The following is a 15,537-nucleotide window of genomic DNA, read 5'->3' as shown; positions in this document are numbered from 1 at the left end:
GGTGCGCCTCACATCCGGAAGAGGCCGAAGGCGGTCTCGGGCAGGGGCGCCAGGGCGACGACGTCGAGGGCCAGGCCCAGCACGGTGCGGGTGTCAGCCGGGTCGATCACCCCGTCGTCCCAGAGCCGGGCGGTGGAATAGTAGGGGCTGCCCTGCCGTTCGTACTGGGCGGTGACGGGCGCGGTGACAGCGGCCTCGGCATCCGCCGACCAGGGCACGCCGGCCTTCTCCTGCTGCTCCCTTTTGACGGTGGCGAGCACGGACGCGGCCTGCGGGCCGCCCATCACGGAGATGCGGCTGTTCGGCCACATCCAGAGGAAGCGGGGCGAGTAGGCGCGGCCGCACATGGCGTAGTTGCCGGCGCCGAAGGACCCGCCGATCACGACCGTGAGCTTGGGCACGCGCGCGGTGGCGACGGCGGTGACCATCTTCGCGCCGTTCTTGGCGATGCCGCCGGCCTCATAGTCACGGCCGACCATGAATCCGGAGATGTTCTGCAGGAAGATCAGCGGGATGCCGCGTTGGTCGCACAGCTCGATGAAGTGCGCGCCCTTGAGCGCGGATTCGGAGAACAGCACGCCGTTGTTGGCGATGATGCCGACCGGGTGGCCGTGCAGGTGCGCGAAGCCGGTGACCAGGGTCGTGCCGTACTCCCGCTTGAACTCGTGGAACTCGCTGCCGTCGACCAGCCTGATGATCACCTCGTGCACGTCGTAACGGCCCTGCGGGTCGGTGGGTACGGCGCCGTAGAGCTCGGCCGGGTCGGCGACCGGGTCGCCGGCCGGCGACCGCGGCCAGGCCGGCGGCGGCGGTGCGGGCAGGTAGCGCACGATGTCGCGCACGATCTGGAGGGCGTGCTCGTCGTCCTCGGCGAGGTGGTCGGTCACCCCGGAGGTGCGAGCGTGCAGGTCGCCGCCGCCGAGTTCCTCGGCCGTGACAACCTCGCCGATCGCGGCCTTCACCAGCGGCGGGCCGCCGAGGAAGATAGTGCCCTGGTTCCGCACGATCACGGTCTCGTCGCTCATCGCGGGAACATAGGCCCCGCCGGCGGTGCAGGAGCCCAGGACGGCTGCGATCTGCGGGATCTGGGCCGCGGACATCCGGGCCTGGTTGTAGAAGATACGGCCGAAGTGGTTGATGTCGGGGAAGACCTCATCCTGCAGCGGCAGGAAGGCCCCGCCCGAGTCGACCAGGTAGACGCACGGGAGCCGGTTCTCGAACGCGATCTCCTGGGCCCGGAGGTGCTTCTTGACCGTCATCGGGTAGTACGTGCCGCCCTTGACGGTGGCGTCGTTGGAGAGGACGAGCACGTGGCGGCCGTGGATGAGCCCGATCCCGGCGATCAGGCCGGCGCCGGGGCTGTCGTCGTCGTAGAGGCCGGTGGCGGCCAGGGGCGCGATCTCGAGGAAGGGGCTGCCGGCATCCAGCAGCCGGTCGATGCGTTCCCGCGGCAGGAGCTTGCCGCGGTCGAGGTGGCGCTGGCGGGAGGTCGCGGGGCCGCCGAGGGCGACGACGGCGAGGCGGCGGCGCAGGTCGGCGACGAGTTCGCGGTGGGCGGCGGCGTTCGCGGCGAAGGCCGGACTGGTCGAGTCGATCAGACTCGCGAGTGTCTCCATCGACGACGTCCCGCTTTCCCGCTTGAGTGCTCAGCCGGTACAGTTAGCGTGTACTAACCGAAATTCAGGTTAGCGGTTCATAACTGAGTTGTCCAGAGTCCTGGGCCGGATGGGATGTCGATGGTGCTCGTGCCTGGTTCTTCGTCCGTGCCGACGCCGCGCAGCCGGGCCAAGGCCGACCGGCGGCAGGCGTTGCTCGGGGCTGCGGCCGCGCTGTTCGCCCGGTCGGGCTACAACGGGGTCTCGATCGAGGACCTCGGCGCGGCCGTCGGCGTGAGCGGCCCGGCCGTCTACCGGCACTTCAGCGGCAAACCGGCCGTGCTCGCCGCACTGCTGGTGGAGGTCAGCGAAACGCTGGTGGCGGGCGGGCAGGCCGTGGTCGAGGGCGCTCCGGATGCCGCGGGCGCCCTCCGCGCACTGGTGCGCTTCCACACGGACTTCGCCCTGTCGCACCCGAACGTCATCCGCGTGCAGGACCGGGACCTGGACAGCCTGGCCCCCGCGGACCGGCACCGGGTGCGCACCCTGCAGCGCACCTATGTCGAGCTGTGGGTGCGCGTGCTCGGGCAGGTGCACCCCGAGGTGGAAGCGCAGCTGCTGCGCATCCGGGCCCAGGCGACGTTCGGACTGCTGAACTCGACCCCGCACACTCTGCCCGCGTCTCCGAGCGGCGCGGTGCGACCGCTGCTGGAGGAGATGGCGCTCGCGGCACTCGGGGCCGCTCAGTAGACGGTCGTGCAGACGCAGAGCTCGTTGCCCTCTGGGTCGGCCAGCACCCACCAGTCGGGGGCGTGCTCGTCGGTGAGGAGGTCGCCGCCGACGGCGATGATGTCCTGCACGCGGGACTCGGCGTCGATCGTGGGCAGATATACGTCCAGGTGGATGCGGTTGCGTTCGGTGCGCGCGATGTCCATGCTCTGAAACCAGACCCGGGGACCCGGGCCGACTGGATCGACGAGTTCGATCGCACCCTCACTGTCGACCTCCACGTAGCCGAGACCCACCCGCCAGAACGGTCGGATCGCGTCGGCGTCGGTGCAGTCGATCGCCACGTCGTATCGGGCCGGGGTGACGGGCGCCCGGTCGGCGCCCTGCGCATCCGCAAGTTCCTGGATCCGCAGCGCGAGCCGCAGGTCGCGTTCGGTCACACCGCCGGCGTCATGGGAGGAGAGGCGGAAGCCGACCCGGCCGTAGCCGAGCCGCACGTCGGGATGGTGGTTCATCGCATCCGCCGCCTCGGCCACCAGGACGAGCAGGCGCACCGCCGACGCGAAATCCCGGGTCGTGAACGAGCCGTGCAGGGCGCCGTCGAGGTGTGCGAAGGCACCGCCGGAGAGTACGGACTCGGTGTCGATCGGGGTGAGGAGGGTGCCCGGTGCAGTCATCCCCTCACTCTGCTGCGCGGTGCGAACCCCGTCAAGGCGCGCTCGGGGGCATCCGTTGCCGGCCCGCTCCCCCGCACGGATGCCGCGCCCAACGTGCTCGGCGAACCAATTCGACGGAGATTGTGAGAAAAATGACCGTTTGTGCCCGTATTCCAGGCACCAGAGGCAAAATCTCCGTCGAGTTAGTGAGGGGCAGACCACGTTGGGGGGTGGACGGTCGGGGCGGAACGGCGGGGCGGAACGGCGGGGCGGACTAGAGCAGGGCGAGGGCGCGCGCGGGGTGGGCGAGGATGCCGGCGACGTCGGTCAGGAAGCGGGCGGCCTGCTCGCCGTCGACGAGCCGGTGGTCGAAGGCGACGCTGAGGGTGACCACCTGCCGCAGCGCGATCTCGCCGCGGTGCTCCCACGGCCGCGGGGCGATCGCCCCCAGGGCGAGGATCACGGCCTCCCCCGGCGGGAGGATCGGCGTGCCGGCATCGATGCCGAAGGAACCGATGTTGGTGATCGAGATCGTGCCGCCGGTCAGGGCGGCCGGGCTGGTCGCACCCGCCCGGGCGGTACTGGTCAGCTCGGCGAGCGCCGCGGCGAGGTCGGCGAGGCCCAACCGGTCGGCATCCGGGATGCCGGGAACGAGCAGCCCCCGCGGCGTGGCGGCGGCGATGCCGAGGTTCACGTAGTGGAACTGCACGATCTCGTCGGCCGCCTCGTCCCAGCGGGTGTTCACCTCGGGCGTGCGGGCGACCGCGAGGCAGAGCGCCTTGGCGACGACGGCCAGGATGCCGATGTGCGCGTCGGCGAACTCCCGGTCGCGTTTGAGCGCGTCGATCAGCTCCATTGTCGGCGTCACGTCCACGGTCAGGAACTCCGTGGCGTGCGGCGCGGTGAACGCGCTACGCACCATGGCGGCGGCGGTGAGCTTGCGCACGCTCCGGATCGGACTGCGGGTTTCCCGGGCACCGGGCGCGGCTGCCTTCGGCCGAGCTGCCGGTTCGGCCCGGTTGACGACGAGGGCCGTGGGCGCGGCAGGCGCGCCGTGCGCCTCCACGTCCTCCCGGGTGATCAGGCCGGTCGGACCGGTTCCGGTCACCTCTGTCAGGTCGACGCCCAGGGTGCGGGCCAAGGCTCGCACCGGCGGCGTGGACCGCGGACGCTCGGTCGTGACCGAGCACCGCTCCCCCGCGATCGGAGGCGCAGGCACCGTCGCCTCCCCGGTCACCACCGTCACGCCGGGCACCGTCACGCCCGGCACCGTTGCCCGTGCGACCGGACCCCGCGCATCCGGACCACCCGCATCCGTCGCCCCGGTGCGAGCCCGTCGCTGGGGCCGCCCGCCGCGCTCGACGGCGGCGCCGTACCCCACCAGAACGGCCTCCCGTTCGGGCTCGCGAGCGCGCAGATCATGCCCCGTCGATTCGTTTGGCGGGGCTGAGTGGTCGCTCTCGCGGCCAGAACCGGCAGAACGAGGCGCAGCGGCATCGGCGGGAGTCACGGGAGGCTCGGCGCCGGCCACCTCGAAGGAGACGATCGGGTCACCCACGTGCACGGTGGTGCCGGGCTGCTGATGGAGTTCGGCGACCACGCCCGCGAAGGGCGACGGCAGCTCGACGACGGCCTTGGCCGTCTCCACCTCGGCGATGAGTTGGTTGAGCGTCACCGTCTCGCCCGGCGCGACCCGCCAGGCCACGATCTCCGATTCGGTCAGTCCCTCGCCGAGGTCCGGCAGCCTGAAGACCTTGATCATCGTCGTCTCCCCAGCACGCGGTCGACGCCGTCGAGCATGCGATCAAGGTCCGGCAGGTGGTGACCCTCCAGCTTCGCCGTCGGGTACGGGATGTCGAAGCCGGTGACCCGAACCGGCGCGGCCTCGAGGTAGTCGAAGCAGCGCTCGGTGACCTCGGCGATGATCTCGCCGCCCAGCCCGCCCGAGCGGGAGGCCTCGTGCGTCACGACGAGCCGGCCGGTCTTCCGAACGGATGCCTCGACGGTGGCGTAGTCGATGGGCGAGAGCGAGCGCAGGTCGATGACCTCGACCGAGATGCCGTCGTCGGCGGCGGCGAGCGCGGCATCCGCCGCCGTGGACACCAGCGCGCCGTAGGCGAGCAGCGTGACGTCGGTGCCGGCGGCCACGACCCGGGCCCTCTCGAAGGACTCGCCGAGCTGCGGGGACACCGGGCCGGCGACGTGGTAGCGCCGCTTGGGCTCGAAGAAGAGCACCGGGTCGTCGGAGGCGATCGCCTGTCGGATCAGGCTGTAGGCGTCCTGCGGGTTCGAGACCGCGACCACCCGCAGGCCCGAGGTGTGCGTGAAGTAGGCCTCGGGAGATTCGGAGTGGTGCTCCGCGGCGCCGATGCCGCCGCCGAAGGGTACCCGGATGGTGATGGGCATGCGCAGGGCCCCCTGGGTGCGGTAGTGGAACCGGGCCACCTGGCTGACGATCTGGTCGAAGCCGGGGAAGATGAAGCCGTCGAACTGGATCTCGCAGACCGGGCGGTAGCCGCGGTACGCCAGTCCCACCGCGGTGCCGATGATGGCAGACTCGGCCAGCGGGGTGTCGACGACCCGGTTCGGCCCGAACTCGGCGAGCAGGTCGCTGGTCACCCGGAATACGCCGCCGAGGGCGCCGATGTCCTCGCCGAGGAGCACCACCTTCGGGTCGTCGAGCATCGCGCGCCGCAGCCCGGCGTTGATCGCCTTGGCCAGGGTCAGGGTGGTCGTCTCGGTCAGCGGCACCGGCGCCTGGCCGTTCGCCGCGGGGAGCGGGGAACTCCGGATGGTTTCGATGGTCACGAGTCCTTTCCTCCGGTCGGCTCGAAGCTCGCCAGGTAGGCCGCGTATTCCGCGCGCTGGCGGTCGATCCCGGTGTGCGGGGTGGCGTAGACGTTGGCGAGCACGGTCAGCGGCTCCGGGTCGGGGAGCCCGATGCAGCCGGCGCGCAGCTCCGCGGCCGTGGCGTCGGCCACGGCCTGGGTCTCGGCCTCTAGTTCGGGCGTGAGCAGCCCAAGGGAGTCCAGTAGCCGCCCCAGGCGCAGGATCGGGTCTTTCTTCGCCCATTCCTCGAGTTCGGCCGCCGGCCGGTAGCGGGTGGGGTCATCCGCCGTCGTGTGCGGGCCCATCCGGTAGGTGACGGCCTCGATGAAGGTGGGGCCTCCGCCGGTGCGGGCCCGGTTCAGGGCCAGCCGGGTCGCGGCCATCACGGCCAGGATGTCGTTGCCGTCGATTCGCAGGCTGGGGATTCCGAACCCGGGGGCCCGCCCGGCGATGCCGGCCCGGGCCTGCAGACCGACCGGCTCGGAGATGGCCCAGTGGTTGTTCTGGCAGAAGAAGACCACCGGCGCCTGGAAGCTCGCCGCGAACACGAGCGCCTCGTTGACGTCACCCTCGCTGGTCGCGCCGTCGCCGAAGTAGGCCACGGCCACCGAGTCCGCGCCGTCGAACCGGGCTCCCATCGCCCAGCCCGTGGCATGCAGGGTCTGCGCCCCGATGATGATGCTGGGCGTCGCCATCCGGTGCACCAGCGGGTCCCAGCCGGATTGCGCGGTGCCGCGCCACACCCGCAGGATGTCGGTGGGCGCCACGCCACGGCACCAGGCGACCGCGTTCTCCCGGTAGCTGGAGAAGACGAAGTCGTCGGCGCGGAGCGCGCGGCCCGAGCCGATCTGAGCGGCCTCCTGACCGAGCAGGGGCGGCCAGAGTCCCAGTTCGCCCTGGCGCTGCAGCGCCGTGGCCTCGGCGTCGATGCGGCGCACCACCACCATGTCCCGGTAGAGCGCCGCGAGGTCGTTCCCGGTCACCTCCGCGACCCAGGGATCGAGATCGGCGTCGGCCAGCCGCACCCCCGCGGGGCTCAGCAGCTGCAGGAGAACGTCGGGGGTACCCCCGGTGTGGACAGTGTTCATGAACCGCTCCCAGCGTCGTTGCCGAAGTTGTTGAGAGCGTACGATTCCGCGACATGGAGCACAACCATGTCGAGTAATTTTGAGCAATTTGCCCTATTCATGGGGCAGTCAGCGTGCTAGCGTCGAGCATTATGCACAGGCTGGACAAAGTCGACCTACAGCTGCTGCGCGCCCTGTGCGCGGACCCACGCAGCACATTCGTCGCGCTCGCCCAGCAGTTGCACCTCTCCCGCAACACCGTGCAGGCGCGCATGGCGCGGCTCGAGGAATCGAAGGCGTTCCTCTCCTTCGACCGCCGCATCAACCCGGTCGCCCTGGGCTACCCGCTGACGGCCTTCATCGAGGTGCACGTGCAGCAGAAACGCCTCGCCCAAATCGTGGCCGAGCTCGCCCGCATCCCGGAAATCGTGCAGGCGCACGGCATGAGCGGGGCCACCGACATCCTGGTGCGCGTGGTGTGCGCGGATGCCGACGACCTGTTTCGCATCGACGGCACCATCCTCGCCTGCGAGGGTGTTGATCGCACTGAGACGTCCCTGGCCATGGGCGAGCTGATTCCCTTCCGGATCACCCCGCTTCTGGAGCGCACCGGCCGCCAGGGCGGCGCCGGCACGTCAGGCCCCGGCGCATCTCCCTTCCCCGACGCGATGATCCCGTAATGCGGGCGGCCCGCCGATGACCGAGTCGCCGGAGACGACCCTGCCGATGTTCCCGCTCGGATCGGTGCTGTTCCCCTACATGCCGCTGCAGCTGCGCGTGTTCGAGGACCGCTACCTGGTCATGCTCTCGCGCATCCTCAAGGAGGAGCCGGCCGAGTTCGGCGTGGTGCTGATCGAACGCGGCCAGGAGGTCGGCGGCGGCGAGCGGCGGTTCCGGTACGGGACCGTGGCCCAGATCACCGAGCTCGAGGCCTCCGAGGGCTTCGTCGGGGTGACCGCCCAGGGCGAACGCCGGATCGAGGTCGTGGACTGGCTGACCGAGGACCCGCACCCCCAGGCCACGGTTCGTCACCTGGACGCGCTGGACTGGGACGACGACCTGCTGCCGCTGCGGGAACGGGCCGAGCAGGCCGTGCGACGTGCCCTGGCCCTCGCGAGCGAATTCGCCGACCAGCTCTGGCCGTCGACGGTGGAACTGTCCCGGGATCCGACGGCGGCCGCCTGGCAGATCGCCGGAATCGCCCCGCTGGGTCCGCTGGACCAGGTCGAACTGCTGCGGTCGACCTCGATCGAGCAGCTCCTCACCGCGGTGATCGACTTCACCCAGGACGCCGTGGACTCCCTGAGCGCGCCCTGGCCCGACGAATAACCCGAATCTATTTGATAAATTCATCATATAGGTATATAAAGAAGTAATGATGTATCGTGCCCCACGGAGCCTGAGTTGAGCGTCAAACGACTCACGAAGCTGATCCGAACCAGTGGGCGCATCGCCGAAGCGGCCCCGCCTGCCCCGGCCCTGTTCCCGGGCGCCGAGGTCTTCGGCGGCAGCGTTCAGGTGCGCTTCATCAACGGCGGCGGCTGCAATGACTGCGCGATGGAGGTGCAGAGCGCGTTCGGCCCGGTCTACGACGTCGAGCGCTACGGCATCCGTCTGGTCGCGTCGCCGCGCCACGCCGACGTGCTCGTGATCACGGGCGCCGTGACCCGCAACCTGATCGAGCCCCTGCTGCGCACCATCGACGCCACGCCGACCCCCCGCTTCGTGATCGCCGTCGGCGACTGCGCCATCACCGGCGGCGTCTTCGCCGACGGCTACGGGGTGGCCGGTCCGGTGTCCGATTTCGTGCACGTGGACCTGTCCGTGCCGGGCAACCCGCCCGAGCCGGCCGTCATCGCCCTGGCTCTGCGCCGGATGACCGGCCGATGACAGCCCTCGAAGCCGGGATGCTCAGCCAGACCCTGCTGCTGGTGGTCGCCATCGCCGCGGCCCTCGCCACCCCCCTCTCCTGGCGTTCCCGGGTCAGCGGAACCTTCTGCACCCTGCTCGCCGCGGCCGGCATCGTCACCGGCGCGATCGCCCTCGCCGGCGGCACCGGTTCGCTGAGCATCCCCACCGCCCTCCCGATGGACCCGCTCGCACTCTCCCCCGACCGCCTCGGCGGCCTTGTCATGGTGGTCGTCTCCGTGGTCGGCGTGCTCGCCTCCCTGTTCGGGATCGGCTCGGCCCGCGTCGCCTCCGCCTCCCGCACCGCCTGGCTGTCGATGGCCGTGTTCCTCTTCGGCATGCAGCTGGTGCCGGCCGCCACCGATGTGGTGTCGTTCCTGCTGTTCTGGGAGATCATGACGCTCGGTTCGACGGCGCTGCTGCTGGCCCACCATGCCACCCGCGGCACGGTCGCCTCCGCCCTGGTCTGGTACTCGGCGATGTCGCAGCTGAGCTTCTTCTTCGTGCTGGCCGGCTTCGCCATGCTCGCCGGCCTGGCCGGCGGCACCGGGTTCGCCGACCTCGCCACGATCGATCCCTTCACCTGGCAGGCGAGCGTCGCGTTCCTGCTGCTCCTGCTCGGCTTCGGCGGCAAGGCCGAGCTCGTGCCCCTGCACGTCTGGGTTCCCCGGGTGCTGCCCGAGGCCCCCGGCCATGTCGCCGCCGCGATGAGCGGGGCGATGGTCAACATCGGCGTCTACGGCGCCCTCCTCGTCGTCGTGCGGCTGCTGCCCGACGGCCCGGCCTGGTGGGGCGTGCTGATCATGGCGCTCGGCGGGGTGTCCGCGCTCTACGGGATCCTGCAGGCCTCGGTGGCGAGCAACCTCAAGGTGCTGCTGGCCTACTCCACGACCGAGAACATGGGGCTGGTGTTCCTGGGGCTCGGCGCATCCGTTCTGCTGCGCGCCGACAACGCCACGGCCGCAGCCGACGCGGCCCTCGTCGCCGCCCTGCTGCTGATGCTCAGCCACGCCGCGTTCAAGTCCACCCTGTTCCTCGGCGCGGGCGCCGTGGCCCGCGCGGCCGGCGAGATGAACCTCGACCGACTCGGCGGCCTCGGCAGCCGGATGCCGTGGACCGCCGCCGCCTTCGGCGCGGCCGCCATGGGTGCCGCGACCCTGCCCGTCACGAGCGGGTTCGTCGCCGAGTGGATGCTGCTGCAGGCCCTGATCCACGGCTCCCGGGTCGACGGGGAGGTCGTCTCCGTCGCGGCATCCGTCGCCATGCCGCTCGCGGTCGCCGTGATCGCCCTCACCGCCGGGCTGGCACTGCTCACCTTCGTCAAGGCCTACGGGATCGCCTTCCTGGCCCGCCCGCGCTCCCAGGAGGCCAAACAGGCCCGCGAGGTACCCGTCATCATGCGCATCCCGCTCGCGATCGGCGCCCTGCTCGTGATCGGGCTCGGCGTGCTGCCCGGGCCGCTCGCCGTGGCCATCGGCGGCGCCGTGGGCCCCGAGTTCACCCCGGACGTGCGCACCATCGGCCTCGCGGGCATCGACGCCCGCGGCATCGACGCCGTGCTCGACCCCATCACCTTCGTGGTGCTGGCCGGGCTCCTGCTGGTACCCGTGCTGATCGTTCTGTTCCTCTCCGCCCGGCGCCACCCCACCCGCACCTCGCCGCTCCCCTGGGCCGGCGGCGGGTCCCGGCTGCGCCCACGGATGCAGTACACGGCCACCTCCTACGCCGAGCCGCTGGTGCGCGTGTTCGACGACGTGCTCCGGCCCTCCCGCGACGTCGAGGTCACCCACGCGGGCGAATCCCGCTACCTGGTGGAACGCGTGCACGTGGAACAGAGCGTGTCCGACGTGGTCGAGACCCGGCTCTACCGCCCGGTGCTGAACCTCATGCAACGAGCAGGCATCCTGGCCCGACGCGCGCAGAACGGCAGCATCCATCGCTACCTGTCCTACTCCTTCGTCGCCCTGCTGGTCGTTCTGATCGTGGTGTCCCTGTGACCGGCGCCGCGGCGATCATCATCGCCCTCGTCCAGCTTGTGCTGTTCGTGTTCCTCGCCCCCGTGTTGATCGGGGTGATCCGCCAGGTGCGGGCCCGCCTCGAGGGCCGGGCCGGTTCCGGCATCTGGCAACCGTGGCGCGATGTGCGTAAGCTCCTGGCGAAGAACCCGGTGCGCGCCGCCGGCAGCAGCTGGATGCTCGCAGCCGGCCCGGTCACCCTCCTGGTCTCCAGCCTGCTGCTCTGCGCCCTGCTGCCGCTGGTCGGCACCCTGCCGCTGCCGCTGATCCCCAGCGACCTGTTCGTGATCGTTTCCGTCATGCTGATCGGCGTCGTGGCCCTGGCCCTGGTCGGCCTCGACGCCGGCACCGCGTTCGGCGGGATGGGATCCAGCCGGCACATGACCGTCGCCGCCCTGGTCGAGCCGACCCTGCTGCTTGCGGTCTACGCGCTCTCCATCCCGGCCGGCACCTCGACGCTCTCACTGATCGTGGAGACCCGGCTCGCCAACCCGGCCGTGATCATCTCCCCGGTCAGCCTGCTGGCCATGGTCGCGTTGGCGATCGCCATCATGGCCGAGACCAGCCGCCTGCCGGTCGACAACCCGTCGACCCACCTCGAACTGACCATGCTGCACGAGGCCATGGTGCTGGAGGCGTCCGGCCGCGACCTGGCCTGGCTCGAACTCGGCTCCTGGCTCAAGCTGGCGGCCCTGCTCGGCCTGCTCAGCAACCTGATCGTGCCGTGGGGCATCGTGACCGACTTCTCGGTGCTCGGCGTCATAGTCGGCGTGGGCACCGTCACCATGAAGGTCCTGCTGCTGGGCGTCGTGCTCAGCGTGGGTGAGGTCTTCCTGGCCAAGGCGCGGCTGTTCCGCGTGCCCGAGCTGCTGGCGGGGTCGTTCGCCCTGGGCCTGCTGGCCGTCACCGCTTCTTACCTGGTCGCTTAGGAGCATCCGTGTTCACCACCGTTTACCCGCAGTTGATCGGCCTCTGCACAGGCGCCCTGCTGCTCACCAGCGCCCTGATGGTCTGGCGGCACTCGCTGCTGGCGTCCATCCGACTGCTCAGCGTGCAGGGCTTCGCGCTGGCCGCGCTGGTCGCCGTGATCGGCGTGGAGGAGGGCGAGCTCGAGGTGATCCTCGTGGCCGTGCTCGTGCTGCTGGTCAAGGGCATGGCCCTGCCCTGGGTACTCGCCCGCGAGACCCATGCCACCACGCGAACGGATGAGGCGCCGCGCCTCAACCCGACGGCGGCCCTCCTGACCGTGGCACTGCTCACCATCCTCAGCTACGTCGTCGCCAGCCGACTGCTCACCGGCGACACCAGCATCTCGGCCCACGCAGCCCCGATCGGCCTCGCGATGGTGCTGATCGGGTTCCTCCTGCTGGTCACCCGCCGGCAGGCCGGATCGCAGCTGATCGGCTTCCTGGTGCTCGACAACGGAATCGCCACCGTCGCGTTTCTGACCTCGGGCGGCGTGCCGCTGTTCCTCGAGCTCGGCATCTCCCTGGACGTGCTGCTGGTGGTCGTCATCCTGTACGTCTTCGCCGGCCGTATGCGCAACAAGTTCGGCAACACCGAGATCGATCAGCTCAGAAAGTTGCACGACTGATGTCCTTCGCCCTCTGGACCCCTCTGGCCATCCCGGCCGTCCTCGCCCTGCTCAGCCTCGTCGTTCCCTCCCCCGCGCTGCGCCGGCTCAGCCCCGTCGCCTCCAGCGTCGCGGTGCTCGTCTCCGGTCTGCTCCTGGTGAGCGCCGTGCTCGCGGACCAGGTTCCGACTCTGGCCGGCGGGCTGCTCCGCGCGGACGCGCTGAGCGCCTACATGCTCACCGTGGTCGGCGCCGTCGGGCTCGTCTCAACCTGGGGCGGGCTCGGCCACGCCGGCAACGTTCCCGCCCGGTTCGCCGGCTCCTACGATGCCCTGATCTCCGTATTCCTGGCCGCGATGAGCCTCGCGGTGATCGCGGACAACATCGGTCTGATGTGGGCCGCGGTCGAGGCCACTACCATCGCCACGGCCTTCCTGGTCGGCCACCACCGCACCCCCCGCTCGCTGGAGGCCGCCTGGAAGTACGTCATCCTCGGCTCCGTCGGCGTGGCCATCGCCCTGCTCGGCATCGTGCTCATCTACGCCGCCTCCCGCGGCACCGGCGAGGCCACCCTCTCCTGGCTCGTGCTCAGCCAGGCCGGCCTGCCACTCGACCCCGCGCTGATCCGCGCCGGCGGCGCCCTCGCCGTGCTCGGCTTCGCCACCAAGGCCGGGCTCGCCCCCATGCACAGCTGGCTGCCCGACGCGCACAGCCAGGCGCCGGCACCCGTCTCCGGGCTCATGTCGGGCGTGCTGCTCGCGGTCGCCCTCTACGCGATCCTCCGCATCCAGACCATCACCGACGCCGTGATCGGGCCGGACTTCCTGCGCATCATGCTCAGCGTCGGCGGGTTGCTCTCCCTCTTCGTAGCGGCGGCGCTCCTGATCCGCCAGCGCGACTTCAAACGGATGCTGGCCTACTCCAGCATCGAGCACATGGGAATGATGGCCATCGGCGCGGCCATCGGCGCGGCGGCCCTGCCGGCCGTGCTGCTGTACGTGCTCGGCCACGGGTTGACGAAGGCGACGCTGTTCGTGATCTCCGGGCGCATCCTCGAGGTCGAGGGCACCCCGAAGATCGACGACGTGCGCGCCCTGCTCGTGCGGCGACCGGGCCTGGCCGTGCTGTGGCTGATCGCCATGGCCGCCCTGATCGGATTCCCCCCGTTCAGCATCTTCTTCTCCGAGGTCGGCATCATCGTGGCCGGCTACGCGACAGGCATGGGCGTGGTGGTCGGCATCGCGCTGGTGCTGCTCCTCGTGATCTTCGCCAGCCTCACCCGTCTGACGGTGGCCATGACGATCGGGGCGCCGGTAGCGCAGACTTCGGCTTCGGTTGCGGCCCCGGCTGCGGTTCTGCCCTCGGCGGCTGCGCCCGGCATCGACGTCACCGGAGCGATGACCGGCGTGGTCCCCGCGGCCGGCGTCGGCGCATCCGTCACCCCGGTCGACGCCGAGCCGCGCCCGGAGGCGCCTATCGTGCCGGACCGGTCGGGCCACGGGCCGATGCTGCCGCTCATCCTGGCCCTGGGCACCACCGCGGTGGTGGCCTTCATCGCCGAACCGGTCGGCACGCTCCTGACGCGTGCGGCCGAGGTTCTGGGAGGAATCCAATGACGAAGCCGAGCCAGCTGTCAGCCGGCACCCCCGAGGTGCGCACGCTCACCCGCGACGAGCTGCGGGACGTAGTCGCCGCACTGCTGACCGAAGGCAACCGGCTCGCGCTGGTGGCCTGCCACGACGACGGCGACCGACTGCGCGTGGTCTACTCCTTCGTGGCCGTCTTCCCGCGGCGCCAGATCGACCTCGTCGTGCCGATCCCCTACGACGACGCCTGGATTCCGAGCCTGGCCGACCTCTCGTTCCCGGCCGGCAACTTCGAGCGCGGCACCCGCGACCTGTTCGGGGTGCGGCCGGCGAACCACCCCCAGCCCCACCGGCTGGTGCGCCACGGGCACTGGCCCCGCGGCTGGTACCCGATGCGCAAAGACGCACGGGACACCCCCGAATTCGAGCCCGACGTCGAGTCGTTCCCGTTCGTGGAGGTCGAGGGGCCCGGGGTCTACGAGATCGCGGTCGGCCCCATCCACGCCGGCATCATCGACCCCGGCCACTTCCGTTTCTCCGTGGTCGGCGAGACCATCGTGCGGATGGAAGCCCGCCAGTGGTACATGCACCGCGGCGTCGAGCGGCTCTTCGAGGGCCGTCTGCCCGAGGACGGTCTCGCAATGGCCGAGCAGATCGCCGGAGACACCGTGATCGGCCACACGCTGGCCTACGTCATGGCGATCGAAGCGGCCTCCGGCCTCGAGGTCTCCGAGCCCGACCGCCTGCTACGCGCCCTGCTGCTCGAACTCGAACGCCTCTACAACCATGTCTCCGATCTCGGATCGCTGGCCAACGACGTGGGGTTCAGCGTCGTGAACTCGCACACCCAGCGGCTGCGCGAAACGCTGCTCCGGATCAACAAGTCCGTCACCGGGCATCGATTCCTGCGCGGGGCGCTGTCGGTGGGCGGGGTGAACGTGCTCACCCTGCCGGATCCCGACGACCTGCGCCGGATCGCCGCCGACGTGCAGGAGATCATCGCAATCACTCTCGGGCACGCGATCGTACGGGACCGGTTCAGCGGCACCGCCCCGCTGCCAACCGCCCTGGCCGAGGCCATGGGCACGCTGGGCTACGTGGCGCGGGCATCCGGTATCGACGCCGACGCCCGACGCGACCACCCCTTCGTCGATCTCGGCGAACACTTCCACGTGGTCACTGATACCGGCGGCGACGTGCTCAGCCGTTACCGGGTGCGGGCCGGCGAGTTCGAGGTCTCCGTCGCGGTGGCGATCGACCTGATCGGCCGGCTGGGCGCGCACCGCGGCGACGTTGCCGCTGTGGCCGCTCCGGCGGCGACGGATGCTGCGTCGACGGCCGCGGCGACACCGGATACCCGCAGCGGCCTCGCCCTCGTGGAGGGGTGGCGCGGAACCATCTGCCACCGGGTCGAACTGGGCCGAGACGGCGCCATCACCCGGCTCAAGGTCGTCGACCCGTCCTACTTCAACTGGCCGGCGCTGCCGGTGGCTCTGTCCGAGACGATCGTGCCGGACTTCCCCCTGGTGAACAAGAGCTTCAACCAGTCCTACGCCGGCAACGACCTCTAGCCGCGCCT

The 15,537-nt window shown here is 70.7% G+C and carries 14 protein-coding genes; 9 read left to right on the top strand and 5 right to left on the bottom strand.

Features of this window, described 5'->3' with window-relative positions:
* Nucleotides 1-8: 8 nt before the first annotated feature.
* Complete coding sequence (locus E3O67_RS01090; protein WP_135101483.1) at nucleotides 9-1,616, bottom strand: carboxyl transferase domain-containing protein; 1,608 nt, start codon at nucleotides 1,614-1,616, stop codon at nucleotides 9-11.
* 129 nt (nucleotides 1,617-1,745) lie between these two features.
* On the opposite strand from E3O67_RS01090, the gene E3O67_RS01085 reads away from it, so the two are divergent.
* Nucleotides 1,746-2,345, top strand: coding sequence for a TetR/AcrR family transcriptional regulator (locus E3O67_RS01085; protein WP_338145376.1), 600 nt, complete (start codon nucleotides 1,746-1,748; stop codon nucleotides 2,343-2,345).
* Here the strand turns inward: E3O67_RS01085 and E3O67_RS01080 are convergent.
* The 4 genes from E3O67_RS01080 to pdhA all read right to left on the bottom strand — a co-directional run bounded on the left by E3O67_RS01080 (nucleotide 2,339) and on the right by pdhA (nucleotide 6,897).
* Entirely contained in the window at nucleotides 2,339-3,001 is a 663-nt protein-coding gene (locus E3O67_RS01080) for a VOC family protein (RefSeq protein WP_134426994.1), read from the bottom strand. The two genes, E3O67_RS01085 and E3O67_RS01080, sit on opposite strands and share 7 nt — an antisense overlap.
* A gap of 253 nt (nucleotides 3,002-3,254) precedes the next feature.
* On the bottom strand, nucleotides 3,255-4,742 hold the full coding sequence (locus tag E3O67_RS01075) for a dihydrolipoamide acetyltransferase family protein (RefSeq protein WP_134426996.1): 1,488 nt from the start codon (nucleotides 4,740-4,742) through the stop codon (nucleotides 3,255-3,257).
* Nucleotides 4,739-5,731 (bottom strand): alpha-ketoacid dehydrogenase subunit beta, encoded by a 993-nt coding sequence (locus E3O67_RS01070; protein ID WP_255575480.1) that lies wholly within the window; start codon nucleotides 5,729-5,731, stop codon nucleotides 4,739-4,741. Before E3O67_RS01070 ends, E3O67_RS01075 begins: the two co-directional genes overlap by 4 nt.
* Before the next feature lie 53 nt (nucleotides 5,732-5,784).
* The gene (gene pdhA / locus E3O67_RS01065) at nucleotides 5,785-6,897 is read right to left on the bottom strand and encodes a pyruvate dehydrogenase (acetyl-transferring) E1 component subunit alpha (RefSeq protein WP_135101481.1); all 1,113 of its coding nucleotides are present in this window, start codon (nucleotides 6,895-6,897) and stop codon (nucleotides 5,785-5,787) included.
* A 131-nt stretch (nucleotides 6,898-7,028) separates the two neighbouring features.
* On the opposite strand from pdhA, the gene E3O67_RS01060 reads away from it, so the two are divergent.
* From E3O67_RS01060 to E3O67_RS01025, 8 genes are all read left to right on the top strand, one after another.
* Nucleotides 7,029-7,556 carry an Lrp/AsnC family transcriptional regulator gene (locus tag E3O67_RS01060; RefSeq protein WP_134427002.1) on the top strand — a complete coding sequence of 176 codons (528 nt, stop codon included), beginning with the start codon at nucleotides 7,029-7,031 and terminating at the stop codon, nucleotides 7,554-7,556.
* Nucleotides 7,557-7,572: 16 nt separating this feature from the next.
* The gene (locus tag E3O67_RS01055; RefSeq protein ID WP_241981907.1) at nucleotides 7,573-8,205 is read left to right on the top strand and encodes an LON peptidase substrate-binding domain-containing protein; all 633 of its coding nucleotides are present in this window, start codon (nucleotides 7,573-7,575) and stop codon (nucleotides 8,203-8,205) included.
* Nucleotides 8,206-8,280: 75 nt separating this feature from the next.
* Nucleotides 8,281-8,766, top strand: a complete 486-nt coding sequence (locus E3O67_RS01050) for an NADH-quinone oxidoreductase subunit B family protein (RefSeq protein ID WP_134427004.1) — start codon at nucleotides 8,281-8,283, stop codon at nucleotides 8,764-8,766.
* On the top strand, nucleotides 8,763-10,781 hold the full coding sequence (locus tag E3O67_RS01045; RefSeq protein ID WP_135101479.1) for a proton-conducting transporter membrane subunit: 2,019 nt from the start codon (nucleotides 8,763-8,765) through the stop codon (nucleotides 10,779-10,781). The genes E3O67_RS01050 and E3O67_RS01045 overlap by 4 nt, the downstream gene beginning before the upstream one ends.
* The gene (locus tag E3O67_RS01040; protein ID WP_135101477.1) at nucleotides 10,778-11,728 is read left to right on the top strand and encodes a respiratory chain complex I subunit 1 family protein; all 951 of its coding nucleotides are present in this window, start codon (nucleotides 10,778-10,780) and stop codon (nucleotides 11,726-11,728) included. Before E3O67_RS01045 ends, E3O67_RS01040 begins: the two co-directional genes overlap by 4 nt.
* 8 nt (nucleotides 11,729-11,736) lie before the next feature.
* Entirely contained in the window at nucleotides 11,737-12,393 is a 657-nt protein-coding gene (locus tag E3O67_RS01035) for a hypothetical protein (RefSeq protein WP_134427010.1), read from the top strand.
* Nucleotides 12,393-13,988, top strand: coding sequence for a proton-conducting transporter membrane subunit (locus tag E3O67_RS01030; RefSeq protein WP_134427012.1), 1,596 nt, complete (start codon nucleotides 12,393-12,395; stop codon nucleotides 13,986-13,988). Before E3O67_RS01035 ends, E3O67_RS01030 begins: the two co-directional genes overlap by 1 nt.
* Complete coding sequence (locus E3O67_RS01025; protein ID WP_134427014.1) at nucleotides 13,985-15,529, top strand: NADH-quinone oxidoreductase subunit C; 1,545 nt, start codon at nucleotides 13,985-13,987, stop codon at nucleotides 15,527-15,529. The genes E3O67_RS01030 and E3O67_RS01025 overlap by 4 nt, the downstream gene beginning before the upstream one ends.
* The last annotated feature ends 8 nt before the right edge of the window (nucleotides 15,530-15,537 follow it).

Source organism: Cryobacterium sp. TMT3-29-2 (assembly GCF_004564305.1).
Taxonomy (GTDB): Bacteria; Actinomycetota; Actinomycetes; order Actinomycetales; family Microbacteriaceae; genus Cryobacterium; species Cryobacterium sinapicolor.
The sequence above is the reverse complement of the archived record's forward strand: the minus strand, read 5'-3'. Positions and strand labels throughout refer to the sequence as shown.